Source organism: Bradyrhizobium sp. C-145 (assembly GCF_023375135.1).
GTDB classification, from domain to species: Bacteria; Pseudomonadota; Alphaproteobacteria; order Rhizobiales; family Xanthobacteraceae; genus Bradyrhizobium; species Bradyrhizobium zhanjiangense.
In genome coordinates, this window is sequence record NZ_CP088150.1 from 3,955,529 (window position 1) to 3,981,105 (window position 25,577).

32 protein-coding genes are annotated in these 25,577 nt (G+C 62.3%); 21 read left to right on the forward strand and 11 right to left on the reverse strand.

Going from position 1 to position 25,577, the window contains the following annotated elements:
• The first annotated feature begins 12 nt into the window (after nucleotides 1-12).
• The 3 genes from LRP30_RS18305 to kynU are packed head-to-tail and all read left to right on the forward strand — an operon-like array spanning nucleotide 13 to nucleotide 2,907.
• Complete coding sequence (locus LRP30_RS18305) at nucleotides 13-822, forward strand: alpha/beta hydrolase (RefSeq protein ID WP_249761261.1); 810 nt, start codon at nucleotides 13-15, stop codon at nucleotides 820-822.
• Nucleotides 823-856: 34 nt separating this feature from the next.
• Complete coding sequence (gene kynA / locus LRP30_RS18310) at nucleotides 857-1,696, forward strand: tryptophan 2,3-dioxygenase (protein ID WP_128934213.1); 840 nt, start codon at nucleotides 857-859, stop codon at nucleotides 1,694-1,696.
• Nucleotides 1,697-1,704: 8 nt separating this feature from the next.
• Nucleotides 1,705-2,907: a kynureninase gene (gene kynU, locus LRP30_RS18315; protein WP_249761262.1), complete on the forward strand. Its 1,203-nt coding sequence runs from the start codon at nucleotides 1,705-1,707 to the stop codon at nucleotides 2,905-2,907.
• A 166-nt stretch (nucleotides 2,908-3,073) separates the two neighbouring features.
• Here the strand turns inward: kynU and LRP30_RS18320 are convergent, their stop codons facing one another.
• A complete protein-coding gene (locus LRP30_RS18320) occupies nucleotides 3,074-3,862 on the reverse strand; it encodes a cobalamin-binding protein (RefSeq protein WP_249761263.1) in 789 nt (262 codons plus the stop codon).
• Between the two features lie 118 nt (nucleotides 3,863-3,980).
• On the opposite strand from LRP30_RS18320, the gene LRP30_RS18325 reads away from it, so the two are divergent.
• Nucleotides 3,981-4,382: a PaaI family thioesterase gene (locus LRP30_RS18325; protein ID WP_128934210.1), complete on the forward strand. Its 402-nt coding sequence runs from the start codon at nucleotides 3,981-3,983 to the stop codon at nucleotides 4,380-4,382.
• Between the two features lie 151 nt (nucleotides 4,383-4,533).
• Complete coding sequence (locus LRP30_RS18330; RefSeq protein WP_249761264.1) at nucleotides 4,534-5,139, forward strand: GNAT family N-acetyltransferase; 606 nt, start codon at nucleotides 4,534-4,536, stop codon at nucleotides 5,137-5,139.
• A 61-nt stretch (nucleotides 5,140-5,200) separates the two neighbouring features.
• On the opposite strand, the gene LRP30_RS18335 is transcribed toward LRP30_RS18330, so the two are convergent.
• From LRP30_RS18335 to LRP30_RS18345, 3 genes are all read right to left on the reverse strand, one after another.
• Nucleotides 5,201-5,506: a hypothetical protein gene (locus tag LRP30_RS18335; protein ID WP_015686575.1), complete on the reverse strand. Its 306-nt coding sequence runs from the start codon at nucleotides 5,504-5,506 to the stop codon at nucleotides 5,201-5,203.
• Nucleotides 5,507-5,601: 95 nt separating this feature from the next.
• On the reverse strand, nucleotides 5,602-6,288 hold the full coding sequence (locus LRP30_RS18340) for a DUF2161 family putative PD-(D/E)XK-type phosphodiesterase (protein WP_249761265.1): 687 nt from the start codon (nucleotides 6,286-6,288) through the stop codon (nucleotides 5,602-5,604).
• A gap of 110 nt (nucleotides 6,289-6,398) precedes the next feature.
• On the reverse strand, nucleotides 6,399-7,079 hold the full coding sequence (locus tag LRP30_RS18345) for an SDR family oxidoreductase (RefSeq protein WP_249761266.1): 681 nt from the start codon (nucleotides 7,077-7,079) through the stop codon (nucleotides 6,399-6,401).
• Between the two features lie 119 nt (nucleotides 7,080-7,198).
• Here LRP30_RS18345 and LRP30_RS18350 point away from each other — a divergent pair, with 119 nt between their 5' ends.
• Nucleotides 7,199-7,918, forward strand: coding sequence for an SGNH/GDSL hydrolase family protein (locus LRP30_RS18350; protein WP_249761267.1), 720 nt, complete (start codon nucleotides 7,199-7,201; stop codon nucleotides 7,916-7,918).
• A 15-nt stretch (nucleotides 7,919-7,933) separates the two neighbouring features.
• Here the strand turns inward: LRP30_RS18350 and LRP30_RS18355 are convergent, their stop codons facing one another.
• Complete coding sequence (locus tag LRP30_RS18355) at nucleotides 7,934-8,677, reverse strand: tyrosine-protein phosphatase (RefSeq protein WP_128934205.1); 744 nt, start codon at nucleotides 8,675-8,677, stop codon at nucleotides 7,934-7,936.
• 70 nt (nucleotides 8,678-8,747) lie between these two features.
• Between LRP30_RS18355 and LRP30_RS18360 the strand changes: the two genes are divergently transcribed.
• Nucleotides 8,748-9,059 carry an MliC family protein gene (locus LRP30_RS18360; protein ID WP_249761268.1) on the forward strand — a complete coding sequence of 104 codons (312 nt, stop codon included), beginning with the start codon at nucleotides 8,748-8,750 and terminating at the stop codon, nucleotides 9,057-9,059.
• A gap of 108 nt (nucleotides 9,060-9,167) precedes the next feature.
• Here LRP30_RS18360 and LRP30_RS18365 read toward each other — a convergent pair whose 3' ends face one another.
• Complete coding sequence (locus LRP30_RS18365; RefSeq protein WP_128934203.1) at nucleotides 9,168-9,371, reverse strand: DUF2735 domain-containing protein; 204 nt, start codon at nucleotides 9,369-9,371, stop codon at nucleotides 9,168-9,170.
• A gap of 26 nt (nucleotides 9,372-9,397) precedes the next feature.
• Between LRP30_RS18365 and LRP30_RS18370 the strand changes: the two genes are divergently transcribed.
• From LRP30_RS18370 to LRP30_RS18405, 8 genes are all read left to right on the forward strand, one after another.
• Complete coding sequence (locus LRP30_RS18370; RefSeq protein ID WP_249761269.1) at nucleotides 9,398-9,730, forward strand: hypothetical protein; 333 nt, start codon at nucleotides 9,398-9,400, stop codon at nucleotides 9,728-9,730.
• A gap of 179 nt (nucleotides 9,731-9,909) precedes the next feature.
• The gene (locus tag LRP30_RS18375) at nucleotides 9,910-10,944 is read left to right on the forward strand and encodes a glutamine synthetase beta-grasp domain-containing protein (RefSeq protein ID WP_249761270.1); all 1,035 of its coding nucleotides are present in this window, start codon (nucleotides 9,910-9,912) and stop codon (nucleotides 10,942-10,944) included.
• 197 nt (nucleotides 10,945-11,141) lie between these two features.
• The gene (locus tag LRP30_RS18380) at nucleotides 11,142-11,843 is read left to right on the forward strand and encodes a GrlR family regulatory protein (protein ID WP_249761785.1); all 702 of its coding nucleotides are present in this window, start codon (nucleotides 11,142-11,144) and stop codon (nucleotides 11,841-11,843) included.
• An 18-nt stretch (nucleotides 11,844-11,861) separates the two neighbouring features.
• Nucleotides 11,862-12,545, forward strand: a complete 684-nt coding sequence (locus LRP30_RS18385; RefSeq protein ID WP_249761271.1) for a substrate-binding domain-containing protein — start codon at nucleotides 11,862-11,864, stop codon at nucleotides 12,543-12,545.
• Nucleotides 12,546-12,577: 32 nt separating this feature from the next.
• Complete coding sequence (locus LRP30_RS18390; RefSeq protein ID WP_249761272.1) at nucleotides 12,578-13,399, forward strand: tetratricopeptide repeat protein; 822 nt, start codon at nucleotides 12,578-12,580, stop codon at nucleotides 13,397-13,399.
• 65 nt (nucleotides 13,400-13,464) lie between these two features.
• Entirely contained in the window at nucleotides 13,465-13,614 is a 150-nt protein-coding gene (locus tag LRP30_RS18395) for a hypothetical protein (protein ID WP_007609497.1), read from the forward strand.
• Between the two features lie 256 nt (nucleotides 13,615-13,870).
• Entirely contained in the window at nucleotides 13,871-14,575 is a 705-nt protein-coding gene (locus LRP30_RS18400) for a hypothetical protein (protein WP_128934200.1), read from the forward strand.
• Nucleotides 14,576-14,798: 223 nt separating this feature from the next.
• Nucleotides 14,799-15,089, forward strand: a complete 291-nt coding sequence (locus tag LRP30_RS18405; RefSeq protein WP_128934199.1) for a hypothetical protein — start codon at nucleotides 14,799-14,801, stop codon at nucleotides 15,087-15,089.
• Nucleotides 15,090-15,116: 27 nt separating this feature from the next.
• Here the strand turns inward: LRP30_RS18405 and LRP30_RS18410 are convergent, their stop codons facing one another.
• Nucleotides 15,117-15,896: an AraC family transcriptional regulator gene (locus LRP30_RS18410; protein WP_245508814.1), complete on the reverse strand. Its 780-nt coding sequence runs from the start codon at nucleotides 15,894-15,896 to the stop codon at nucleotides 15,117-15,119.
• Nucleotides 15,897-16,005: 109 nt separating this feature from the next.
• Here LRP30_RS18410 and LRP30_RS18415 point away from each other — a divergent pair, with 109 nt between their 5' ends.
• Entirely contained in the window at nucleotides 16,006-16,542 is a 537-nt protein-coding gene (locus LRP30_RS18415) for a peroxiredoxin-like family protein (RefSeq protein ID WP_128934198.1), read from the forward strand.
• Nucleotides 16,543-16,870: 328 nt separating this feature from the next.
• Entirely contained in the window at nucleotides 16,871-18,610 is a 1,740-nt protein-coding gene (locus LRP30_RS18420; RefSeq protein ID WP_249761273.1) for a vanadium-dependent haloperoxidase, read from the forward strand.
• A gap of 392 nt (nucleotides 18,611-19,002) precedes the next feature.
• Here LRP30_RS18420 and LRP30_RS18425 read toward each other — a convergent pair whose 3' ends face one another.
• The 3 genes from LRP30_RS18425 to LRP30_RS18435 all read right to left on the reverse strand — a co-directional run bounded on the left by LRP30_RS18425 (nucleotide 19,003) and on the right by LRP30_RS18435 (nucleotide 21,389).
• Nucleotides 19,003-19,263, reverse strand: a complete 261-nt coding sequence (locus LRP30_RS18425) for a GFA family protein (protein WP_249761274.1) — start codon at nucleotides 19,261-19,263, stop codon at nucleotides 19,003-19,005.
• Between the two features lie 121 nt (nucleotides 19,264-19,384).
• Entirely contained in the window at nucleotides 19,385-20,644 is a 1,260-nt protein-coding gene (locus tag LRP30_RS18430) for an MFS transporter (protein ID WP_249761275.1), read from the reverse strand.
• Between the two features lie 4 nt (nucleotides 20,645-20,648).
• Complete coding sequence (locus LRP30_RS18435) at nucleotides 20,649-21,389, reverse strand: MBL fold metallo-hydrolase (RefSeq protein ID WP_249761276.1); 741 nt, start codon at nucleotides 21,387-21,389, stop codon at nucleotides 20,649-20,651.
• A gap of 73 nt (nucleotides 21,390-21,462) precedes the next feature.
• On the opposite strand from LRP30_RS18435, the gene LRP30_RS18440 reads away from it, so the two are divergent.
• The 3 genes from LRP30_RS18440 to LRP30_RS18450 all read left to right on the forward strand — a co-directional run bounded on the left by LRP30_RS18440 (nucleotide 21,463) and on the right by LRP30_RS18450 (nucleotide 23,210).
• Entirely contained in the window at nucleotides 21,463-22,131 is a 669-nt protein-coding gene (locus LRP30_RS18440; protein ID WP_128934193.1) for a metalloregulator ArsR/SmtB family transcription factor, read from the forward strand.
• A gap of 141 nt (nucleotides 22,132-22,272) precedes the next feature.
• Nucleotides 22,273-22,992 carry a nucleoside phosphorylase gene (locus LRP30_RS18445; RefSeq protein ID WP_346016221.1) on the forward strand — a complete coding sequence of 240 codons (720 nt, stop codon included), beginning with the start codon at nucleotides 22,273-22,275 and terminating at the stop codon, nucleotides 22,990-22,992.
• 14 nt (nucleotides 22,993-23,006) lie between these two features.
• Nucleotides 23,007-23,210, forward strand: coding sequence for a GDCCVxC domain-containing (seleno)protein (locus LRP30_RS18450; RefSeq protein ID WP_128934191.1), 204 nt, complete (start codon nucleotides 23,007-23,009; stop codon nucleotides 23,208-23,210).
• A gap of 455 nt (nucleotides 23,211-23,665) precedes the next feature.
• Here the strand turns inward: LRP30_RS18450 and LRP30_RS18455 are convergent, their stop codons facing one another.
• Complete coding sequence (locus LRP30_RS18455; protein WP_249761278.1) at nucleotides 23,666-24,127, reverse strand: MaoC/PaaZ C-terminal domain-containing protein; 462 nt, start codon at nucleotides 24,125-24,127, stop codon at nucleotides 23,666-23,668.
• 556 nt (nucleotides 24,128-24,683) lie between these two features.
• Here LRP30_RS18455 and LRP30_RS18460 point away from each other — a divergent pair.
• Nucleotides 24,684-25,469 carry a hypothetical protein gene (locus LRP30_RS18460; protein WP_249761279.1) on the forward strand — a complete coding sequence of 262 codons (786 nt, stop codon included), beginning with the start codon at nucleotides 24,684-24,686 and terminating at the stop codon, nucleotides 25,467-25,469.
• Nucleotides 25,470-25,577: the final 108 nt, after the last annotated feature.

Below are 25,577 nucleotides of genomic sequence, written 5' to 3' on the forward strand. Positions count from 1 at the left end.
GAGGAAATCACGATGCGCGATTGGGATGATGCTTATGCCAATTCGGCCCATATCCCGGGCTCGGACAAAATGCCGGTGCTGTGGGCAGAGCGGGCGGCGGCTTACCGTGCGGGGTTGAAGGATTTTCGTCCCGACGTCGCCTATGGCGCCGGTGAGCGGCAGCGCCTCGACCTGATCCTGCCCGACGGCGACAGCAAGGGCCTCGTCGTGTTCGTCCATGGCGGCTACTGGATGCGCTTCGACAAATCGGCCTGGACCGATTTGGCCGAGGGCGCAAGGCATCATGGCTGGACCGTGGCGCTGCCGAGCTACACGCTGACGCCGGCTGCGCGCATCTCCGACATCACCGCCGAGATTGCCGCCGCGATCGCCAAGGCGGCCTCGCTGGTGGCGGGGCCGATCCGGCTCGCCGGCCATTCCGCCGGCGGTCATCTCGTCACGCGCATGCTGTGCGACGACAGCCGGCTCGAGCCCGCCGTCTACGATCGCATTGCCGGCACGCTCTCGATCAGCGGCCTGCACGATCTGCGGCCGCTCTTGAAGACAAAGATGAACGAGACGCTGCGCATGACCATGGAGGAGGCGGCGCTCGAGAGCGCGGCGCTGCATCTGCCGCGGGGGCATTCGCCTGTGACGGCCTGGGTCGGCGGCAATGAGCGCCCTGAATTCATTCGCCAATCCGACCTGATGGCCAATGTCTGGACCGGTTTCGACGTGCCGACGCACCTCGTGATCGATCCCGGCCTCAACCATTTTACCGTGATCGACGGGCTGAAGGATCCGTCGTCGCAGATCACCGCGCGCCTGATCGGCCTCGACTGATGAGGCGAGGGACGATCGATCGAGAGGGCCTGTCATGACGTCCAGCGATTACGATCCTGCAAGCGAAGGCGCCGAGACGGATTTCGCCCGGCGCATGTCCTATGGCAACTACCTGGCGCTGGATGCGATCCTCGGGGCGCAGCATCCGCTCTCGGAAGCGCACGACGAGATGCTGTTCATCATCCAGCATCAGACCACGGAGCTGTGGATGCGCCTTGCCATCCACGAGCTCAGCGCCGCGCGCCGCGCGATCGCCAGGGACGAGGTGCAACCGGCGATGAAGATGCTGGCGCGGGTGTCGCGCATCTTCGAGCAACTCAACGGCGCCTGGGACGTGCTGCGGACGATGACGCCGAGCGAGTATACGCGCTTCCGCTCGCAACTCGGGCAATCCTCGGGCTTCCAGTCGCGTCAATACAGGCTGATCGAATTCCTGCTCGGCAACCGCAACCACGCCATGCTCAAGCCGCACGCGCACGATGCGGAGACGACGAAGCTGCTCGAAGCCGAGCTCGCGACGCCAAGCCTCTATGACGAGGTGCTGCGGCTCGCCGACCGCAACGGGCTCAAGATGCCTGCGCCCGTGCTGGCCCGCGACGTTCGCGAAACCCACAGCTTCAACGAAGGCGTGCTCCAGGCCTGGCGTATCGTCTACGAGGCGCCGGAGACGCACTGGATGCTCTACGAGCTCGCCGAGAAGCTGGTCGATTTCGAAGATTATTTCCGCCGCTGGCGCTTCAACCATGTGACGACGGTCGAGCGCGTCATCGGCTTCAAGCGCGGCACCGGTGGTACCGGCGGCGTCAGCTATCTCAAACGGATGCTGGAGATCGAGCTGTTCCCCGAGCTCTGGCGCGTGCGTACGATTCTGTAGAGATGTCGATGACCAAGCTTCGCGTCTATGACGACACCAAGGCTTTGTTCCATCTGCCCGAGGGCGTGATTTATCTCGACGGCAATTCGCTCGGCGCGCTGCCGCTTGGCGTTGCCGAGCGCGTCAATCGCGTCATCACGGCCGAGTGGGGCAACGAGCTGATCCGTGCCTGGAACACCGCAGGTTGGTATGCCCAACCGCGTCATGTCGGCGATCGCATTGCGCGACTGATCGGCGCGGAAGCCGGCTCGGTGATGGTCGGAGACACGTTATCGCTCAAGGTTTACCAGGCACTCGCGGCCGCGATCGATATGAATGCCTCGCGCAAGGTGGTCCTATCGGACACCGGCAATTTCCCGACCGACCTCTACATGGCCGAAGGCCTGATCGAAACGCTTGGGCGGGGCCATCGATTGCGCCTGGTGGCGCCGGAGGAAATCGAGGCCGTGCTGTCGGAGGAGATCGCCGTCCTCTACATCACCGAGGTCGACTACCGTACCGGCCGCCGCCACGACATGGCGAAGCTCACCGCGAAAGCGCATGCGCTCGGCATCGTAACCGTCTGGGATCTTGCCCATTCCGCCGGTGCGCTGCCGGTCGATCTCTCCGGTTGCGGAGCAGATTTTGCTGCGGGCTGTACCTACAAATATCTCAACGCCGGCCCTGGCGCGCCGGCCTTTCTCTACGTCGCGCCGCGCCACGCAAACAATGCTCGCGCCGCTCTGTCGGGATGGATGGGCCATGCCAAGCCATTTGCGTTCGAGCTTGCCTATGCAGCGGCCGGCGGCGTCGAGCGCATGCGTGTCGGCACCCCGCCGGTGCTGGCGATGGCGGCGCTGGAGGCCTCGCTCGACATCTGGGACAGGGTCGATATCGCCGAGGTCCGTGCGCGTTCGCTGGCGCTCGGTGATCTCCTGATCGCCGAAGTCGAGCGTCGCTGCCCATCCCTGAAGCTGGTGACCCCGCGCGCGCATGAGCGCCGCGGCTCACAAATCTCCTTTGCCTTCGACGGCGGCTACGCCGCCATGCAGGCGCTGATTGCCCGCGGCGTCATCGGTGATTTCCGCGCACCAGATATCATGCGGTTCGGGATCACGCCGCTTTATGTCGGGGAGGATGAGATCGTCCGCGCCGCCGAGATCATCGAGGAGGTGATCGCGGGCGATGTGTGGCGCCGGCCGGAATACCAGGTCGTGAACGCCGTGACGTGAGGAAGGTGCGGGACGTGCCCCGGACGCAGCGCAGCGCTTCTTCAGCGGTCGCTGCAGAGCCGGGGCCCACGCCGCACAGACATCCATCGCAAGATGGGTCCCGGCTCAGCGCAGCAACGCTGGCGCGTTGCAGCGCGTCCGAGACACAAGAGTGTGTGCAGTCAGGCTATTTTCGCTCACCCCACAGCGCCTGCAGGATCGCATCGAGCCCATCCGTCAGCGCCGCCGGTCCGGGCTGCAAGATGATCGTCGACTTGATCTCGACGATACGATCATCGCGCACCGCCGGAATCGCACTCCAGCCGTCGCGCGCGCGGATACGGGCAGGGACGACCTTCTTGCCGCACCACGACGCGAGGATCACATCCGGCGCTGCCTCGCGCACCATTTCCGCCGAGACGATGCGGTCCTTTGCGGCCTGCCGCGACCGCAGCTCCGGGAACACATCCGCGCCACCGGCGATTTCGATCAGCTCGGAGACCCAGCCGATGCCCGAGATCAGCGGATCGTCCCACTCCTCGAAATAGATTCTTGGCCGCGGCGAGGGGCGAGGCGTTGCCGCTATCGCGGCGAGGCGTCGCTCAAAACCTTGCGCGAGGTCCTCCGCGCGCTCGGCCGCACCGACCAGCGCACCGAGCGTGCGGATCATCGCCAAGATCCCGGTGACGTCGCGCTGGTTGAAGACATGAACGTCGACACCGGCGCGGACGAGATCTGCGACGATGCCGGCCTGCAGATCGGAAAAGGCCAGTACCAGCTCCGGTTCCAGTGCCAGGATCTTCGGGATGTCGGCCGAGACGAACGCCGATACCCGTGGCTTCTCCCGTCGCACCTGGGGCGGGCGCACGGCGTAGCCGGAGACGCCGACGATGCGGTTCTGCTCACCGAGCAAATAGAGCGTTTCGACCGTCTCCTCGGTCAGGCAGACGATGCGGTGGGGCGGGAAGTGGCGCATGCGATAAGCCTATGCACAATGTCTGCGCCGATGTCAGCCCGCCCATTACCTCGGACGTCATTGCTTTGCCGCGCGAAGCAATTCACGCTGAGACAACAATGAATTGGGAGCAGATCCGATGACGCCGCTCGAGAAACTTAAAGTGATGAAGATGCCGTTCGCCGAGCTCAAAGGCGTCGAGTTCGTCGAGGCCGAGAAAGATCGCGTGGTGGCGCGGATGACGGTCCGGCCCGACCTCTGCACGCTTCATCACACCATCCATGGCGGCGCGTTGATGGCGCTGGCCGATTCCGTCGGCGCGGCGGCGACCGTGATCAACCTGCCGGACGATGCCAAAGGCACCACGACGCTGGAGAGCAAGACCAACTTCATCGGTGGGGCCAAGGAAGGAACCACGGTCATCGCCACCGCCACCCCAGTCCACCGGGGCCGGCGGACCCAGGTCTGGACCACCCGGCTGGAAACCGAGGACGGCAAGCTGGTGGCCATCGTGACCCAGACGCAGCTCATCCTCGTATGAAACGGGGCGCCTTGATTTTGTTAACGAAATAGTCGCGTCTGGTGCCGCTTACTTGGGCAGGCTCCCGTCTTGAAAAGCTTGCTGCGATGCACAATATAGGCGGCCTAGGGATTCGAACGCCTCCTCGAGGGACACCAAGAGGAGTTTTGACGTGGTACTTGAAGAGACCGTCCGCACCGCTCCGGGCTACGTGCGGACCCTGATCCAGCAGGAAGAATTGCCGCTTCTGCGCGATCACCTGCTGAGGCTTGATGCCGGAAGCCGGCACGACCGTTTCAACGGTTTTCTCGACGACAGCTTCATCGAGCGTTACGCCGCCCGCTGCGCCGAAGACGGCACCGTGATCGTCGCCTACATCGTCGATGGCGTGGTCCGCGGTGCGGCCGAGTTGCATCCGCCGGAGGATGATTCGCTGCCCGAGGTCGCCTTCAGTGTGGAGGCCTCCGCGCGCCGTCAGGGCGTCGGAACCGCGCTGTTCCGCCGTCTGATCGCGGAAGCGCGCTGGAAGGGCTATAAGCGCCTTCGCGTCACCACCGGCGCCGAGAACCACGCCATGCGGGCGCTCGCCAGAAAGTTCGGCGCGCATCTGGCTTTCCGCCACGGCGAATCGACCGGGACGATCGATCTCGCCAAGACGCCCGAGGCGGAGCTTGCCGATCTCGCGGCCTCGCCGTTCACGGCCGGCCGGGCCCTGCTCAGCTTCAACTCGACCTGCTGGAAGATCATCTCCAGCATGTACGGCAATCGTGCCGCCTGAAACAAAAAAGCGGACCGGCAAGGCCGGTCCGCTTTCGTATTCTGGTTAGTGAAATGAGCGCTCAGGTGCCGGTGCGCTTGTCGTTGCCGAAGCGGCGGACGACGCGGCGCTCGACCACCACGGAGCGCTGCGCGCCCTGTTCGCCGGCAATCACGCGGGTTGCGGTGATGCGGCTGTTGGTGCGGGCCTGCTTCTTGACCTCGGCCTGCACGACATCGAGCGGCATGCCCATCAGCGCTGCCGCGATCTCGGCCTGCTGCTCCTGGTCGTCGGTGATGCCGACGGCGGCGAAGATCGCCTCGTCCAGGGTAGGCGGATCGTGACGCACGCGCCGCGTGCCATATTTGGTATTCCAGTCTGCGCTCATAACGGCCTCGTTTTGATGCCGGGATACCTAGTGCCGCCAATGTTGCATTGCAATATGGAATCGGTGTGACATCTCAGCTATGCACCGGTCGGGTGTCAGGGCGGTGCCGCGACACCTGCACCGACTTCAATCCCTTGCTGTGGCCAGCGTTTCAGTGCCGCGTGCCCGGCTTCGGTGAGCCCGTAAATTCCCCGCTCAGCACGCTCGAACCAGCCGTACACATTGTTAAGCAAGATCTTACCGGCATCGGGACAGCGTTCGCGCAACTCGCTCACCCGCCGCGGGCCTTCGGCGAGCGCCGAGGCGCAGGCCAGCGCCTGCTGCCGATAGGCCGTCATGATCGGCGAACGGGTGCTGCCGCCGAGCACGGGATCGCCCTGGCGGCGCTGATGTTCGGCGACGAGCCGCGAGCGCACCTTCGGCTCGCGGCGCGGCGCAGCCGTCGGCGGCTTCACCAGCACCTCGACCTGGCCGCGATCGGTCACCCCGAGCATGCCGAAGCCGAGCCGGCGGCAGAGATTGCGGTAGCGCGCATCGCTCTCACGCCCTTTGCCGCGGGCCGACATTCTCGCGGCGATCCAGATCTCGTCGCCGGCCGGCGCGCGGTCGACCGCCTGGAGGATCAGCTCGAGATTGAAGGCGAGCTTGAGCTCGCCGATCACCACGACAGGTGGATCGCCGACGCTGAGGCCCACGAGATCGCAGCCGCCGATCTCGCCCTTCACGGTGAAGCCGAGCTCTTCGAGGAAGCGTTTGACGGGCAGATAGAGCGCGGTTTCCAAAGACAAGTTCCGAGTGTGATGTCCGAGCGGAGAATCAGTTGCAGGCAGTTTAGAGCCTTCTCGGCTCCGATTGAATCAGGGCTGTCTGGCAGAGATTCGGAGCGATACGCCTATACCCGCCCACCCACCGGGATCAGCGCACCGGTGACGCCGCTCGCGGCATCGCTGGCGAGAAACAGGATGACTTCGGCGAGCTCCTGTGGCGTCACCCATTTGGAGAAGTCTGCTTTCGGCATGTCGGCGCGGTTGGCGCTGGTGTCGATGATGGACGGCAGCACGGCGTTGATGGTCACCTTGCCCTTCCACTCATTGGCAAGCGCCTCGGTGAGGCGATGCACGCCTGCCTTCGACGCCGCATAGGGGCCCATGCCGGAGCCGGCCTGGAGCGCACCCATGGCGCCGATGTTGACGATGCGGCCGGCCTTGGAGGCGGCGAGATACGGCAGCGCCGCCCGCGAGGTGTTGAGTGCGGTCAGGACATTCAGCGCATGCATACGCTGCCACGTCGCGGTGTCGCCGTCGCCGACGGTCTCGAAGGCGAAGCCGCCCGCGATGTTGATCAGTGCATCGAGCTTGCCGAAGTGCTTTGCCGCGGCCTCGATCGCCGTCTTCGCCTGCGCCGCATCGGACAGGTCGACGCCGCGGATCTCGATTCTTTCAGGCGTTGCGGGAGCTTGCGACGGCGTGTAATCGATGCCGGCCACGCGCGCGCCGCGTGTCCGCGCCGTCTCGGCGACCACCTTGCCCAGCGCTCCAAGCGCGCCGGTCACGACAATGACTTTTCCTTGCACGGTGCTCTCCGTGGTTTCGCTTTGCCGGCGACTATTGCGTCCAGCGAATTGGACTTGCAATGGCGGCAGCTTCAAGGCTGGGCTATAGTTACAACTTTAGATCGGTGAGGAGGTTGTTCATGTCTGACAATTTGCCAACCATCGAATTTCCCGCTGCGATCGTCGACTTAAAATATCCGCTGATGCGGCTCCGGCAGGCTCTGGACGGGAAGGGTCCCGTTCGCATCGTAGCCATGGGGTCGTCATCAACGGCCGGACGAGCCGATGTTGTGCCGTATCCCTATCGGTTGGAGATGTATCTACGGCAATACTTCAAGGACGTCGTCCACCGGCCGGACATTCGGATTGACGTGCTGAACCGCGGCAAGGGCGGAGAAGAGGCAAACGAAGAACTCGTACGCTTTGAGGCCGATATCTTTCATGATGATCCGGCACTGGTCATCTGGCAGGTTGGAACGAACGCGGTCTTTCACAACGACCAGTACGACGTGGACGCTATTGCCGGGAATATCAGGAAGGGCCTGGCGCAATTGCGCGCTCGCGGTTTCGAGGTTCTGCTGATTGATCCGCAATATGTGACGAAGATGCTCTGGGACGACCGTGCTGAGCTTTCGGACAAGATGGTCCGGCTGATCCGCGATGCTGCCAATGAGGCCGAGGTGAATCTGTTTCAGCGTTGGGCACTGATGCGGCATTGGCACGTGCAAAACAACGTTTCGTTCGAGCAATTGCTGGACCCAGGTGATCCTGACAAGCTGCACCAAAGCGATTGGAGCACCCAGCAGATCTCCTTGGCCCTCAAGAGCGCGATGATCAAGGCCATAGGGCTGACGGCCTGAGGCGTCCGCCGCGGATCACGCTTGCAGATAACGCGCCTTCAGCGCAGTCCGTTCGGCTGCGCCGAGCTTGAGCCCGTCGCGCAAATAGGTTTCGATATCGCCGTATTCCTTGCCGACGGCTTCGAACGCAGCAGCAAGGTAAGAGGCTTCGACGCTGCCGATGGCATTGCGTACGTCCTCCGGCAGGTCGGTGGCAGCCGTCGCATCGCGCTTGTAATGCTGATTGGTGAGCAGGTAGTCCTCGGCAATGACGTCATCGGGGACGCCGAGTGCATGCAGGATCAGCGCGCAGGCAAAGCCGGTGCGGTCCTTGCCTGCAGTGCAGTGGATCACGAGCGGCGCGCGGTCTTCCAGGAGATGGCCGAACAGGTCGCGAAAGCTGTGCGTGTTGTGGCGAACGTAGTTGCGATAGGATTCGCGCATGAGCTCCAGCGCGACCGGTGCCGTCAGCGTGCCCCTCGCGAGCTCGGCGCGCAGCGCAGCGACGACCGTCGGCTCGATCGGCAGCGAGTGCACGGTGATCTCGTTCATGACGCAGACGCCGGCCGCGCGCTCCTCCAGCCCACGGAAATCGAATGCGCTTCGCACCCCCAGCGCGCGGACGATCTCGATGTCGGCTGCGGTGAGTTGGCCGAGATGGTTGGAGCGGAAGATGTGCCGCCAGCGCGTGATGCGGCCGTCGGTGGTTGGATAGCCGCCGAGATCGCGAAAATTGCTGGCGCCTTGCAAGGCGAGGTGGCGGGCAGGGGAGTCGGACATGAGATCAGCTTGGGTTATGGTTCCACCGGATGCGCTGCGGCATCCTTAAAGTCCATTACAGGGGGCGATCATGGGCCGACACAAGGCCATTGTTTTGGCTATCACCATGCTGTCGGCCGGAATTCTCCATAGTCGACCGGCCGATGCGCAGACATTCCAGACCTATCGCTGTGCCGATGGTACGCAGTTCATCATCGGGTTTTATGACGGCGACAAGCGCGCCTTCCTCCAGATCGACGGCGAGCCGGTGACGCTTGCCAAGCGGCTGACGGTCTCTGGCGCGCGCTATTCGAGGGCCGGGATCACGCTGACGATCGGCAGGACCGGGACCACCACGATCAGACATCTGAAGCGGCCGGTGACCGCCTGCGAGGTGATCTGAACGTTCTCTGTACCTGAATCAAAAAGGGCCGAAACCCTGGTTTCGACCCTTTTTCAAACTGCCGCCTGTGTTCGCGAGCGCGCGGCGGTATCAAACCAGTCACCGGCATCAGCGATCCCATTTCGGCTTGGCTTCGTCCACAGCGTCCTGGTGGTACCAGCTGTCGCTGCAGATCGAGACGTTCGTGGGAAGCGAAGCGTGATCGGCGGGAAGGCTGGTCTCGCCATAGCGGCGTCCCCCAAGAGCTGCGCGGCCCCCGGCAGGGAATTGGTAGATCTTCGCAGATCCGTGACTCAGACCATTGTTCATCATTACGATTTCTCCTTGGTCGAAGCGCCTTGGCCTCCATGGTGCGCCCGACTCGTTCGATTGTGGTTACTGAAATCCCCATATCGGCCGCGCGCCCCGAATTGGAAAGTGCTGAAAAGGAAATCAGTTGCCGCCCAATTTATAGGCAGGTCGCCTGCTGCATCTCCCAAGGCAGCGTGTCGGTGATCAACGCCTGGGCTATTCCAAAGGTTGCTGGTCAGTGCTGTGGGGCTTTACGAAAGTTGCTGGACGTTGATGCGCGTTTCATCGGCAACATCCCGCACGGCGCCGCCTGCTTCAGAATCGGGCGGTTTCCGCGGAGTTTTTGCGGTGCAGCTTCACGCGAAGGTGCGCGGCTATGACGCACGACGCCGGGGGCGGTTTGTCAGCGCCGAGGAGCCGCCTGCCGCAGTGGAAAACCTCCTGCAGTGCGGCCTTTTGGCACGTTAAATGCTTGTAGAGGGCCGGCCGATGGTGGCCGGGTACAAACGTGCGGGGACCCCAGGGCCCCAACCTTTCGCATCATCTACAGAGAGGCTCAATGACCAAGTATAAGCTCGAGTACATTTGGCTCGACGGATATACGCCGACTCCGAATTTGCGCGGCAAAACTCAGATCAAGGAATTCGCGTCGTTCCCGACGCTCGAGCAGCTTCCGCTCTGGGGCTTCGATGGCTCCTCCACCCAGCAGGCCGAAGGTCATAGCTCCGATTGCGTGCTGAAGCCGGTCGCCGTTTTCCCGGACGCCGCGCGCCCCAATGGCGTGCTCGTGATGTGCGAAGTCATGATGCCCGATGGCAAGACCCCGCATCCGTCAAACAAGCGCGCCACCATCCTCGACGACGCCGGCGCCTGGTTCGGCTTCGAGCAGGAATACTTCTTCTACAAGGACGGCCGCCCGCTCGGCTTCCCGACTGCCGGCTATCCGGCCCCGCAGGGTCCGTACTACACCGGCGTCGGCTACTCGAACGTTGGCGACGTCGCCCGCAAGATCGTCGAAGAGCATCTCGACCTCTGCCTCGCTGCCGGCATCAACCATGAAGGCATCAACGCGGAAGTCGCCAAGGGTCAGTGGGAATTCCAGATCTTCGGCAAGGGCTCCAAGACCGCTGCCGACCAGATGTGGATGGCTCGCTACCTGATGCTGCGCCTCACCGAGAAGTACGGCATCGACATCGAGTTCCACTGCAAGCCGCTCGGCGACACCGACTGGAACGGCTCGGGCATGCACGCCAACTTCTCGACCGCCTATATGCGCGAAGTCGGCGGCAAGGAGTATTTCGAGGCGCTGATGGCGGCCTTCGAGAAGAACCTGATGGACCACATCGCCGTCTACGGCCCGGACAACGACAAGCGTCTGACCGGCAAGCACGAGACCGCGCCCTGGAACAAGTTCAGCTACGGCGTGGCCGACCGCGGCGCTTCGATCCGCGTTCCGCACTCCTTCGTCAACAACGGCTACAAAGGCTATCTGGAAGACCGCCGTCCGAACTCGCAAGGCGACCCCTACCAGATCGCTTCGCAGATCCTGAAGACGATCGCGTCCGTGCCGACCGACAAGAAGGCCGCGGCCTAAGATCCTCCCGGCCCGGGCCTGGGGGGCTGACCCGGGTTGGTCTCAAATCCGCCTGAGCTGCAAGGCTCCGGCGGATTTTTGCATTCTGATGGCAGCTGTTCCTGTGACCCGCCGGCCTCTTCCCGCGCGAAGCTTGTCGATTGCGTTCGAATGCGGGAGAGTGCCCCCGGATGCGCGCAGGTCCGGGGACACGGCGGGTGTTTGAAGGCTTCTACAAGGTGAGATTTCAGCTCGGCGACGCGGTCGGCCGGAGCGTGATGCATGCCGGCAATGGCAAGATGCTCGGCGGCAATTCGGCCTTCGCCCATATCGGCACCTACGACAAGACCGACAGCGGCGTCGACGTCGTGATCAAGACCGTCCGCCATAACCCCGATCCGAGCTACCGCGCCATGGCCGGCACCGACGATGCGACCTTGATCGCGAAGGGCTGGGCCGATGGCGATCTCTATCGCTTCAAGGGCGAGCTGAAAGAGCTGCCGGGCGTACCCTTCCAGTCGCTGATGACGCCGATCACCGAAGACGAGGTGCCGATCGTCGGCGGCGTTGGTGAAGCCGGGATCGCCGACGGCCTCTATTCGATTCATCTGCGGATGCTCGACGGCCTCGATGGCGGCCTCACCGGCGTGATGCTGCTCAACCAGGGCCGCATCCTCGGCGGCGATGCGGCGTTCTACTATCTCGGCAGCTACACCGCCGCGAAGGGCCGCTGGAAAGGCCAGATCCTCAATCAGGAGCACACGCCGGCCAAGGACGATCCGATCTTCGGCGGCCACGAGGTCGGCATCGGATTCTCCGGCCGCTATGACGCGGAAGAGGCGGTGCTGGAGGCAACGGCTCTCGCCGGCAAGCGCAGCCTGCGCCTGACCGCCGCGCTCAAGCTGATGCACCGCGCCTGATCGCGACAGGAATTGCATATGGACAACATTCGCATGCTCTCGACGCTCGGCCTGATGGGTGCGATGCGCAGCCTGTCGTCTGCGTATGAAGCTGCGACGGGCGTGCGCATCGACGCCGATTTCGCGCCGACCCAGGCGCTGCTGCAACGGCTCCGCGATGGCGAGGCGGCCGATCTCGTCATCCTCACCCGCGAGGGGCTCGACGCGGTGATCGGTGAGGGCCGCGTGGTCGCCGACAGCGCGGCTGACCTCGCACGTTCCTACGTCGGCATTGCCGTGCGGGCAGGGCAGGCGCATCCCGACATCACCAGCGAAGCCGCGTTGCGCGCAACGCTGCTTGCGGCGCGATCCGTCGCCTATTCGCGGCTCGGCGCCAGCGGAATCTACTTTGCCCAGTTGATCCAGCGATTGGGCATCGCGGTCGAGATCAACGCCAAGGCCACCATCGTGCAGCAGGGCTTTACGGCGGAGCGGCTCGTCAACGGCGAGGCTGATCTCGCCGTACAGCAGATCAGCGAGCTGAAGCAGGTTGGCGGCATCGAGGTCGTCGGCCCGATCCCGCATGATTTGCAGACGCCGGCCGTGTTCTCCGTCGGCCGCATGGCGAATGCGACACACGCCGAGGCCGCCGACAGGCTGCTGCGCTATCTGGCCTCGCCGGAGGTCGTGCCCGTGCTGCGCCAATCGGGACTCGAGCCTTGAATTTGCCGGGGCGGGGACGCAACGTAGTGGCCATGCGGACTTACCTCCTTGCCATCCTCTTCGCGCTCGCCGCGCCCTTGGCGGCGCAGGCGCAATCGGCTGATCTCGTCCTGTGCGACCGGGTGGCGGCCGATCCCAGCGATCCCGACAAGCCGGCCGACGTGAAGGGCGTGACGGAGATAGCTTCCTCCGACGTCGCGACCGCCATCAAGTTCTGCAAGCAGGCCGCCTCCTCCTCGCGCCGCGCGATGTTCGCGCTCGGCCGCGCCTATGCCGCCAACCGGCAGACGAGCGAGGCGATCGCCGCCTGGCGCAAGGCTGCCGACAAGGGATCGAGCTCTGCGATGGTCGAGCTCGGCGTCGCCTATGGCACCGGCTCCGGCGTTGCGAAGGACGAAGCACAAGCGCGCAAGCTGTTCGAGAAGGCGGCGCAATCAGGCAATCCCCGCGGCGTCAGCAATCTCGCCGCGCTCGGAGGCGCAGGTGGCGCTGCGCCGGCCGATCCCGCGCAGTCGCGCGCGCTGCTCGGCAAGGCCGCCGAGACCAACGCGGAAGCGCAGTACCAGCTCGGCCTGATGCTTGCGAGCGGCAATGGCGGGGAGAGGGACGACGCCGCGGCGCGCGCGCTGTTCGAGAAGGCGGCCGCGCAGAACCATCCCGGCGCGCTGGAGCGGATGGGCGCCTTCGCGGAAGGCGGCCGCGGCGGGCCGAAGGACAAGGACGCTGCCAAGGCCTATTACGAGCGCGCCGCAGCGCTCGGCGACGATGACGCCAAGAAGGCGCTGGAGCGCATTCGCTGCCCCTATGCCATCAAGGACAAGCAGGGCAAGCTCGTCACAACGCTGTGCTTCTGAGCCCGCACTGCCGGAACCTGGCTCGCGCCTACGCCGTTGATATCAAGACACAACGGAGCGCGATCATGATCCGCAAACTGGCATCGGGCGAATACCGCCTCTATTCACGCAAGGTGAATCCGAAGACCGGCAAGCGCCGCAATCTCGGCACCTTCAAGAGCCGCGCGGCGGCCGAGAAGCACGAGCGCGAGGTGCAGTACTTCAAGCGGCACTGATGGACGGCGAATGCCGTCCAGGAGCCCGGCAAAACAAAACTTGCGAAAACAACCCCATGCACAGTAGCCAAGGGGTTGAAATCGCACGCATTGCGGATTAATCGAAATTCAAATTGACCCGTCGGGCAAAACAGGGGCATAATGTATCATGACAGCGAACGCCCCGTAAGCGGCCCTGCGCGAAAGCCGGGTGGTTTCAATGCGGCGACGGTGCTAGGTAGCCCCCAGTTTTTACCGATTTTGCAGGTTCAAGACGTTGCTGGACGGACTGTACAAGGTTGAATACGGCGTCAACGATGCGTTCGGCCGCAGCATCATGTGCCTGCACGACGGCAAGATGCTGGGCGGCAATTCGGGCTTTGCGCATCTTGGCACCTATGTCGAGCGCGACGGCGAGATCATCGCTGAGGTCATCACCGAGCGGCATAACCAGGATCCCAACTACAAGCCGCTGATGGGCGCCGACGTCGCCTCGATCGGAGCACGCGGCCGGCTGTACGGCAACCAGATCCGCCTTCAGGGCAGCGCGGACACGATGCCGGGCGCCAATTTCTGGGCCAATCTCACGCCGCTCGACGACGAGGCGCTGCCGCCGAGCGGAGCCGTCGGTCCGGGCGGGATCGCCAACGGGCTCTATGGGATGAGCCTGCGCGCGCTCGATGGCGTGGATGCCGGACTCTCCGGCGTGATGCTGCTGATCGACGGCCGCATCCTCGGCGGCGATGCGTTCTTCTACTATCTCGGCTCCTATTCCTCCGCGGACGGCCGCTGGAAGGGCGAGATGCTGAACCAGGAGCACACGCCGGCGAAGGGCGAAAATCCCGTCTTTGGCGGCCTCGAGGTCGGGATCGGCTTCTCCGGCACCTGCACGGCCGATAGCGGTGAGCTCGAAGGCATCGCACTCGCCGGCAAGCGCAGCCTGCGCCTTGCGGCCTCGCTCAAGCTGATGCGGCGGGCGTAGGGCGTTGAGTCGACGCACGCTCCGCTGCGCTCCCGTGACACTGCGGCTTTTGTCTTTTTCAGAACGTCCTAGCCAACGCCCTTCACGACGAACGATTTGTCCGAAATGAAATCCAGGCCATGTCCGCGTGGCTCACCGACCTAGAAACCGCTGCAACGCAGCCGGGTCGTCAGCGTATGCTCGGGCGCCGGCGTGCCATACATCACTCATAAAAGGGACCGCGATGTTTATTGCTCTTCTGAAATTTGGATCTAACAAGGCACAAGCCGGCCAGTTCATGCAAGGCCACAACGATTGGCTCAAGCGCGGCTTCGACGACGGCGCATTCCTGATGGCAGGGAGTCTTCAGCCGAACCTTGGCGGAGCCATACTCCTGAGCGGTCGCCTCTCTCGTTCGCAGGTCGAGGAGTGCGTCGCTCTCGATCCATTTGTCGCGGCGGAAGTTGTTACTGCCGAGATCCTCGAGATTACGCCTTCACGCATAGACGACCGCTTGACGGACCTTTTCGCCTGACGCTTGACGATCTGTCGGCGGTAGCAGCTAATTGGCAGCAGCGACATCCCGCGACGCAGGACCTGGCTTACGCAAAGAGATCGGTGAATGGCCGAATGCCAATGCGTATGCGCGCGAGAACGCTGCTGCGCTGCCAAAACCCACGCGCCTCGCGACCGACTTGACGCGCTCGCCGCGCTGGAGCTCACGCTGGCCAAGTGTCAGCCGCCACGCCTTAAGATAGGCAGCCGGTGTAGTGCCGGTCACTTTGGGAAACAGAGTCATGAAGCGGCTCCGCGAGAGTCCGCTGATACTCGCAAGCTCCTCGGTGTGCCACGGGCGAGAGGGTTGATCGTGCATAGCGACCAGAGCCTTGTGGATCGCTGGATGGGATAGGCCGGCAAGAAGTCCTGGTCGCGTTGAGCCGATATCGATTGCTCTCCGAAGCACAAGCAAGATGATCACCTCGCACAAGCGGTCGAGAGCGACTTGCCTGCCGCATCGCATGTCCGAGGCCTCAGTTACAAAGGCTGCAGTCAGAGCTTGTAGGGTAGGGGATTCGCCGAGGGGGATCACGATCCGCTCGGGCATTGCATTCATGAGCGGGTTTGTGATGCCCCCGAACTCGATGGTCGCCGCAGCCAGGATATCGCCGCCGCGATCGGGCATCGCATCACGGTGGGGGCAGAAGACGACGCTCCTTGCGCAGCCACCCTCTCCAACAACAACAAGGTTTGCGACCGCGTCTCGGGCATCTTTCGCAGCGACCGTAACCGACATTTGGAAGGCGTCGAAGAAGGCGGAAAGCCTGTCGCGCTTGGCCGTCACAGGACTCTCAATCATGTTTCGGGGACCATTCATGCTCTCCAGTGTGGCATGAGCTGGATCTGGGAGCAACCGGTCCTGTGCTGCCCCTTGGTCCGTGAAAGGAATCCAAATGCTTATACCTCGCCAGAAAGCGCCGCCCCTTGTCGTAAACACGCTCGACCATGGTCCCTTCGACCTGGCAACCGAGAGCCCAGAGCGCATGTCGCTCGTCTGCTTCTATCGCGGCTTGCATTGCCCGATCTGTGCCAACTACCTGAAGGAATTAGAACGCCTGACGCCGGAATTTGCCATCCGCGGCGTCACCACCGTCGCTATTAGTTCAGATGGGGAGGAGCGAGCTCGCCAGATGGCGGACAAGATCCAAGCCAAGAATTTGCGTGTCGGATATGGTCTAGGACTGAGCGATGCTCGCAATTGGGGTCTGTATATATCGACATCTCGGGGAAAGACCTCGATCGGAATCGAAGAACCTTCTTTGTTCTCTGAACCCGGCGTGTTTCTGATCAGACCGGATCAAACGATCTACTATCTCTCCGTCCAATCCATGCCGTTCGTCAGGCCCAACTTCTCTGAAATGGTCCAGGCGTTGGATTTCGTCATCAAGAACGACTATCCAGCCAGAGGAGAATATAACGGCGCGATTTAAGACGTTGAGCCCGTCTCGATCCGCAGGCTCAAACGTTAGCGCTACCGCTTTCCGAAAGATTCCAGGCTCGCTGCCGGTGATCGCTGAACTGAGGCGGCGCGCGACAATCTAAGGCCGCAGAACAATCTGCGGCCATTTTGCCTAGCCGTTACTCTTTTCTGAGTGCTCAGCACAACTTGGTGAGTCCGGCTGCCGTATTCGATCCAATTGAAAAAGTGCTCGTGTGAGGTATCCCACAAAGGTTGTGTAGTATTCACGATACGACTCCGCAAGGGCACCGATGCCCGGTCTCGTCAATTGTGGCGGGATGGCTATAGGAGAAATTCAAATGGCAATTTCTTATCCAAAGCCACATCCACCATCACCTGCTCCAGCTAATACTGCTGTACATAAGCTGGTCCACACTCCACCCAATGATCTTGTCCAGGCAGCGGAGTTGCACTTTCACAAGTCGCTAAAGCACGACGACGACGGGCGAGTGATCCCGAGCTCATTCAAATCATTTTTAGCAGCTCTGAATGAGCATCGCCCGGCGGATTTTCAGAACATCGAGTCAGCCGGCCTCCGTCCGCTCGTAAATCCGCAAGCAGGTCTGGCCGCCGATCGACTCACCTTGGCTGGTTGGCATTTCCGCATTCCGAAACCACCGGAGCAGGACGGGAAGCATGAGACTGCAGCCGCGGAGATGATCGAGCTTTACTGGATGGCATTGCTCCGTGACGTCAATTTTCTGGATTATCCGAGCAACGCCCTGGCACAAGCCGCAGCCAGCGAACTGAGCGCTCTCAAGCTATATGCCCATCCCGACTCGAGTAATCATCCCAACTACACTGCCCGGCCCGTCACGCCGGCAACGCTTTTTCGAGGCGGCGAATGGACGCCAGCGGGACAAACGAACCAGGAGCACCTTGGGCCGCTCGTTTCACAATTTCTCTGGCTTGACGTGCCGTATGGGTCTTTGCGGATCAAGCAAACTGAAGGGCGGGTTGTAAACACCGACTATCAGTCTGGAGGCGTCCCTCACATGATCGCATGGGCCGATTGGCTCGACGTGCAGAGAGGAAAAGCCTTTCCGTCATCGATCGAGCTCCCGGCCACCCCGCGGTACATTCAGAACGCGGGCGACATCGCGCGATACGTCCATCTTGACGCACTGTATGAAGCCTACCTGAACGCTGCCCTGATCTTGCTCGGTAGCCCTGGCGTTAAGCTGGATGCGGGAAATCCCTACAACCGGGATGCGCCGGTCTTCCCGCATGAGGAGGGCTTCGGCACCTTTGGCTCGCCGTTCATACTTTCGCTGGTCTGCGAGGTGGCGACATGTGCGTTGAAGGCGGTGTGGTACCAGAAATTTATCGGAAACCTGCGCCTGCGCCCGGAAGCCTATGGCGGTTTGGTCCACCGTGCGCTGCACCCCACGGGTTTGAAGGCCGCCGAGGCGCAATTGGCGCTCTCAAACGGGCTTGCGGTGTTGCAGGCGTCCAACGCCTCGGGCGGCGCGGTTGCAAGAATCAGGCAAGCGAACGCCGCTCACGGCGCCAACAGCGACAGCTACTTGCTGCCGATGTGTTTCGCCGACGGCTCACCGGCCCACGGCTCCTACGGTGCGGGCCATGCCACTGTCGCCGGCGCATGCGTCACCGCGCTGAAGGCTTATTTTGCAGGAACACAGAAGCTCAAGGATGTTGGGATTACGCCGGTTATCCCGACGTCCCAAGGAACAGACCTGACAACTGTCGGAGTGCCAGATGCTGACCAGCTAACGATTGCAGGCGAACTCGACAAGGTCGCGTCCAACATTGCAATCGGACGCAACATGGCGGGCGTTCACTGGCGTACCGACTACAGCGCGTCCATGCTTCTAGGGCAGCGGATCGCGACGAGCGTCCTGTATCACCTCCGGCGGGACTACCATGAGCGTCCCTGGAAGTTCAGCTACTTGAGCTTCGGCAAAAAGGTCGTTGAGATAGAGCAGGACAGGGTCACCTACGACGGAGCCCTTGTCCTCGATGGTGACGACGACCTTGATCCTGCTCTCGAGGCGGCAAAGCTTTCGGCAATAGTTTAGTCGCGACAGTTCGGCCTAATTGAATGTTGCTCTCGATCGCTGCGGCAGTAGCCATCTGCCGCAGCGGGCTGGCTCTATCCATTGCTCCCTAAGTTGCTGCAGAAACACCCTGGCTGCTGCCGATCGATGGACCGCTTCTGACTCTAAGCGGTTCTTGGACGGTGATGGCAGGGTCAGACCGGGCTCAATCGAGTGCAGGGCACAATCGGCGCTGATGACCCAAAGCAGGTAAATTGGACGACGACGTTCGCGCTCGCCGGCAAGCGCAGCCTGCGCCTTGCAGCTTCGCTCAAGCTGATGCGGCGGGCGTAGGGCGTCTACTCACAGCGCCACGGCTGGATCAACCGGTGTGCTCGCGTTGAAATCCGGATAGATCGGCCGCATCGTCGCAGTCATTTACCTTGCTCGTTGTGGCTAAGCTTCAGCCAGGGCAATTGCTCGTTGGCGAAAAAATGCTTCCTCGGCTGAAGCTCCGCCGCCCGGTCGAAGGCACCGACGTGATAGTGCGTCTCCGTTGGAAAGTGCACGGTAGCGCAGGTCAGCGTCGAGCCGCAGCGGGCACAGAAAACGCGCGTCGTTCCCGGCGATGATTTAAACGTGGTGATGGCGCCTTCGGTCACCGTGACAGAGTCGTTCTCGAACCGGACGAACACGCTACGGGCGCGCCGGAATGGCGGCGGCAGCTATCGCCGTGACACCAGAAGATTCCCTTCGGCCGGCCTCGCGCCTCGAAACGCACCGCCCCCCAAAGGCAACGTCCTGAAAAGGTTTCGCTCACGTTCGTGCTCCGGGCCTGACCTCCATAGCGACGAATACTATCGCCCCCGAGACGAAAGTGAGCGCGCCGATCGCTCCGATCGCCCAGGCCATGCCGAACAGGTCGGCGATGATGCCGGCCGATAGCGCCCCGATCGCGTAACCGAGATCGCGCCAGAAGCGATAGACGCTGAGTGAGCGTGCGCGCCAGCTTGGATGCGAAGCGTCGGACACGGCAGCGATCAGGCTCGGGTACACCATGGCCGTACCAAGTCCGAGAAGCAGGCTGCCGACCAGCCACCATTCGAAATGGCTTGTTGCAGCGCTCAAGAATAGACCGGCGGCCTGGACCCACATGCCGGCCACGATCAAGCCCTTGCGGCCCCACCGATCAGAAAGAGAGCCCGTGGCGATCTGCAGGATGCCCCAAGTGGCCGGATAGACGGCCTTCAGTATGCCGATCCGGTCGACGGGGAGGCCGAACGAGGCGAAGAACAGCGGAAAGATGCCCCAGCTCATTCCATCATTCAGATTGTTGACGAGCCCAGCCTGCGACGCGGCGAATAGATTGCGATCTCCGAACGATGTGAGGACGAATATCTCCCTGAAGCTGATCGGGGACGCTTGACGCGCATGCGCTGCGGTCTCCAGCCGAACGTGCTCGCGTGTGTCGCGCACCAGCAGGATCGAGAGCACTGTGCCTAGGATCGCATAGGCAACGCCGAGGTAGATCGGTGCCGGCCGCAGTCCGTATTTCGAGGCAAGATATCCAGTGAGGAAAGCGGTCACGCCTACCGCGAGATAACCGGCGAACTCGTTCAGGCCCACGGCAAGTCCCCGCGACTTCGGTCCGACGAGATCGATTTTCATGATTACCGTCATCGACCAGGCAAGACCCTGGTTGATGCCGAGAAGGGCGTTTGCTGCGATGACCCATCCCCAGCTCGGCGCCCACATGATCATGAGCGGCACCGGCAGGCCGACGAGCCAGCCGAGGATCAGAACACGTTTGCGTCCCCAGGCGTCGGCGAGCTGGCCGGAGATCAGATTGGCGCAAGCCTTCACGACGCCGAAGCTGACGATGAAGGAAACGACGAGCGTCGTCGAACTGATCCTGAATTCCTCGGAGCCGATCAACGGCACGACCGTGCGCTCGATCCCGACCATCCCGCCGACGAAGGCGTTGATCAGGACGAGCAATGCGAACTGCGGCCAGTTCTCTTTCAGCCCCAGTTGGACAGACGAGGCAATCTGTGGACCAGTTACAGCTTCGGTCATTAGTTCAGGCCGCGGCCGCCGCCATGCCTGAGTTTGCCGCCCTGATCCGCGCGGCCTCTGGCGGCGCCGGCGGAATCTCGGCGACCATGAACCGAACAAACTCGGCTTCATCCTCGATTTTGAACGCCTGATTGTGCCGCTTCTCGAAGCCGATCGCGGAGGATGGTTTGCCGCTCAGGCGCCGACCGCAAACCGAGCCCGCATAGGCGCCCGGCAGCACCTCGACGTAGTCAGGAAGCTCCTTCAGCCTGCTCACGCTTCGGAACAGTTGCCTGGCGCCTTCCTCCGCGCTCACGGCAAGTTCGGTGCGGCCGAGATCACCGACCATGAGCGTGTGACCGGTGAAGACGAACCAGGGTTCGTTGGCGCGTGTTTGGTCTGTAACAAGGATGCAGATGTGCTCGGGCGTATGACCCGGCGTGTGCATCACCGTCGCCGACACGTTGCCGAGGGGAAGAACTTCGCCGTCGTGCACACCCTTGTAGGGAAACGATACACCAGCCTCCGTCGAGAGCACGTACTCAGCTCCCGCTGCGGCGGCGAGCGCCCGGCCCGCTGACAGGTGATCGGCATGGACATGAGTGTCTATGACGAAATGGATCCGCATGCCGGTATTGTCGGCCGCCTGCAGGTAGGGCTGAATATCGCCGACCGGATCAACGACCGCGCCGGCAGCTTTGCCGCCGCAGCCGAAAAGGTAGGAGATACCGACTGGATCGCTATGCAAGAACTGGCGGAGAATCATGGACTTGCACTCCCTCGAGAGAAACGCTAGATACATTCAATCAATCTGCTGAATGATATATTGAAGGACCGCCGTGTCAAGCTCAGGACCGAAACAGGAGATCTATGAAAACCTTGCCGAGGTGGCGCAGGCGCTCGGCCATGCTCACCGGCTTGAGCTGCTGGAGCACCTTGCGCAGGGGATACGCACCGTCGAGGAGCTGTCGGCTCGGGCACATCTGACATTCGCCAACACGTCGCGGCATCTGCAGATACTGAGGCGCGCGCGCCTCGTCGAAACGGAGCGTCGTGGCAAGCACATTCTCTATCGCCTCGCTGGCGATGCCGAAGTAGTGACGCTGATCAAGGCGCTGGGTCGGGTCGGTGAACGGAATGTCGCCGAGATCGGTCGTGTTGTGACCGATTACTTCCAAGCCCGTGATGCGCTTGAGCCCGTCTCGCGCGACGACCTGGTCGCGCGATTGCGGGACGATCTGGTTACGTTGCTCGATGTGCGGCCCGAGGATGAGTTCGCGCTGGGCCATCTGCCGGGGGCGCTCAACATTCCTCTGGCTGAACTGGAAAGACGTTTGGGCGAGTTGCCGCAAGGCCGTGAAGTGATTGCGTATTGTCGCGGGCCCTATTGCGTTCTTTCGTTCGAGGCCGTGGCGGCGCTGCGGGCGCGCGGCTATCGCATTCGCCGCCTTGAGGACGGTTACCCGGAGTGGAAGGCCGCCGGCCTGCCGGTCGAATCCGTTGCTTGAAGCAGGTCGATCAGGTGCATCATGGATGATAAGCCTCATCGCGCGGAACCCGCGTGGCCGATCGTTGGCGTAAAGGATCACAAGGCGCCCTCCGTGTTCCGGCCTGAATCCCTGTTGAGGGAGGCGCGCCGGCAGAGACAGTTGCCGCTCGTAGCTGTGCCCGAAATCCGCGTGCTCGATCCGGATGGTGACGTCGTTCGTCACCTCAAGCGGACCGGCGCCGGCCGCATCCATGAAGGTTGGGCCTGCTACCACACCGAGCTTCTTGCCTTCGATCTCGACGACATCGGCGAGGTCGGGATCGTCGGCTGCGCGGTCGGGGCACCCTTCGCCGTCCTGGTCGCCGAGCAGCTCTTCGCGTCGAACTGCCGACTGCTCGTCAGCGTCACCTCGGCGGGCCAGATCAATCCCATCGGACCTACTCCCTATTTCGTCCTGATCGACCGCGCGCTGCGCGACGAGGGGACGAGTTATCACTACCTGGCTGGCTCGACTTTCGCGGCAGCACCCGACATGTCGCTTCTGGATCGCGTCGAGCGGGCGGGCCGATCGCTGCCGGAGAAACTGCATCGCGGTTCGACCTGGACGACGGATGCTCCCTATCGCGAGACCGAAGCGGCGATCTCGCGAGCGCGCGAGCTGGGGACGCTCGCCGTGGAGATGGAAGCTGCGGCGCTCTACGCTTTCGGCACGACGAGCGGCAACTCGATCGTCTGCTTCGCCCACGTCACGAACTCGATGGCGCAGACCGAGGGCGACTTCGAGAAGGGCGAGGCCGACGGCGCCAAGGCCACGCTTGCCGTCGTTGCCGCTGCGGCGCGCGGCTGGCAGAATGACGCGAGGATCTCGGACAACGCTTGAACCGCAGGCAACAAATGCAGCTAGAGTCGACCCTCACGTGTCCGGCGTGTGGCCATCAACAGATCGAGACCATGCCGACGGATGCCTGCCAGTTCTTTTACGACTGCAGGAGGTGCGGCCTACGGCTAAAGCCCAAGTCGGGCGACTGCTGCGTCTTCTGTTCCTACGGGACCGTTCCATGCCCCCCGATCCAAACGAGCGGGGTGTGCTGTTCGTAGACTATTCGGCACTGTCCGGATCGCGAGACGATCACCGATTGCGGCGCGGTCGCGAATGGCGTAGCTGGATTAATCCTGATCGGCCAAGACGGGAGGGACGAAGCAGAAAGTGCCGCCTCGTCCCGTTTTGTCTCCCCCGTGGAAGGAACGGCATTGCGGCCACAGCCGTTCTCCCCCAACCGAGCGGTAGAACAGAGAAGCGGTATACCACCAGGCGGTAGAATGAGCGGCACCAGCTTAGCGCTTTCCGACATGGCAAGTTGCAGAAAGTTGGAGTCGAATACGGCCCCGAAGTCCTCGCATCCCGCGCGTTGCCATATCGGATGTCCTGTGGCCCGTTTGAGACCTCACGATGGGCACTGAAGATGTCCGCTCGCCGCGGTAGACCGCAAGCCATCGCAGAGGAGCAAACCGAAGCGATTGACCCAAAAATCAGACACCGAGCCGATAATGGCTTACGTTGATGCTTTCGCGTCCGGTCGCCTCGCAACGAGACCGTTGCCGACGCATTGCAGCACCGTATCGCCTTTTTGGTTACGCAAGCGGAACTGGCCGCGAACGACTCCACTATCGGGCCTCGACTTCGACTCGCGCTTTTCCAACGTGATCGCTTCGAGATAGAGTTCGTCGCCGGGACGCACTGCGTTGGGCAGCCGCAACTCATCATAGCCCAACCCCGCAATGGCACATACCGGAGGCTGTAATTCGTTAGTTAGCGAGATGAAGATCGCGAACGTGTGGGCGGCGGATGCCGACAGTCCTCCAAAAACGGAACGAGCAGCGGCTGCCTCATCGATATGGAAGGGCCTCGGGTCATACTGCTTGGCGAACTGAATGATTTCTTCCTTGGAGACAGAATAGGGCCCAGCCTTCTGGCTGTCACCGACCTCGACGTCTTCAAAATATCCGTTGGTCATTGATCAAATCCTCTACGCACGGGCTGACGAAAAGGACGGCATAAGCTGACCTTGGGAACTATAGCCCAGTGCCGGTCAAAATCACCACGTTTGCCCCTGGCCTTAAGCCGTCATAATGCTCGACGGGCCGACGAAGTGATCGAATAACATGCAGGGTCAGGTTGTGGCCCGAATACGAACTCCAAGCGTAGCGTCAAATTGTCGGCCCATCGGGATCGAGCGGAAGCGGCCGGCCAATCGTCCGAGTGACGCTTTGCCCCAAAGCCGTCGAACAAGTCTGGATGGCCAGCGTGCCCTTGAATCAGAATTGAACCAAGGGAATGACGGTGCTATCGTTCAACGACATCATTCCTCGTTGGTATGATGGTGCGGGCGCGATCAGGCTTACGGACTGCCGCCTGCCATTTGTAATTGGAATACTTCAGCTGGTGCCCCGCCTCCGGACCCATTTCAAAGTCGGCCGGGCAATGTTTCTTGACGCGTTACCCTCCGACATTCCCCTTGACTCGGAGGCGGGCATTTTAGGTCAGGCGTAACCAACAAATCGATTTTCGACATGTCGATTCTGGAAAGTCGAGCCGATCGCGGCGCGGTCAATCAGCGTTCTGCAGGGCGCAACCGTCGTCACCTGATCGCTTCGATAGTGTGCACCACTTGCATCGTTTCATTGGCAGAGGATGCGTGGGCTCAATGTGCAGCTCGCGATGTCCTGCAAAACGAGATGAAGGCGCACAAGCCGCGTCCATCCTATGCGCTCCAACAGCTCAAGTCCGCGCGCGATGTTCCGACGTGGAAGACAATTAGGGTCGGCACCTTTGCCAATTCTGTTGCGCTGCGTAACGTGCTGGACGCCATGCGGTGCGGTGTCGGCGGCACGGCTGCCGAAATCCTCGCTCGACCGACCTTCACCGTTGCTTCTAAGGCAGCCGAAGTGAAGCTTGTCGTTGTGCGAGTAGCCGAGCTTGGGTTCAAGACGGATACCGTGACTTTGGCTGCTATTTACGCGCGCGCCATGCAGATCGGCTTCAAGCTCGCCGACGCGGAGGTCGGTCCGCAATTGCGGATTCAGTATCTGGACCAGCCTATGGGCGAATTTCTCACCATCGCAATGAAGCCAATCAAGACGTGGGGCGGCGAACCGACTATTCTGAACGTCGCGAATGGCGGAGCTGGATTGATCCTGATCGGCCAAGACGGGAGGGACGAAGCGGAAAGTGCCGCCACGTCCCGTTTTGTTTTCGCGCGATCCAACGAACCTGCACCCAACAACGAACTTGAGAAGGCAGCCGCACTTTCGCCCCCGTGGACGGAACGGCATTCTGGACCTCAGGGTAATTGGTAGTCCGGTTGTGGACCCGGATCAGACTTCCGGGCCACTTCTAATATGCCTGAGCGAGATCCGGCGAGCTCTTATCCGGCACGCCGCGAGCATGGGGATCGGCTCGGTCCT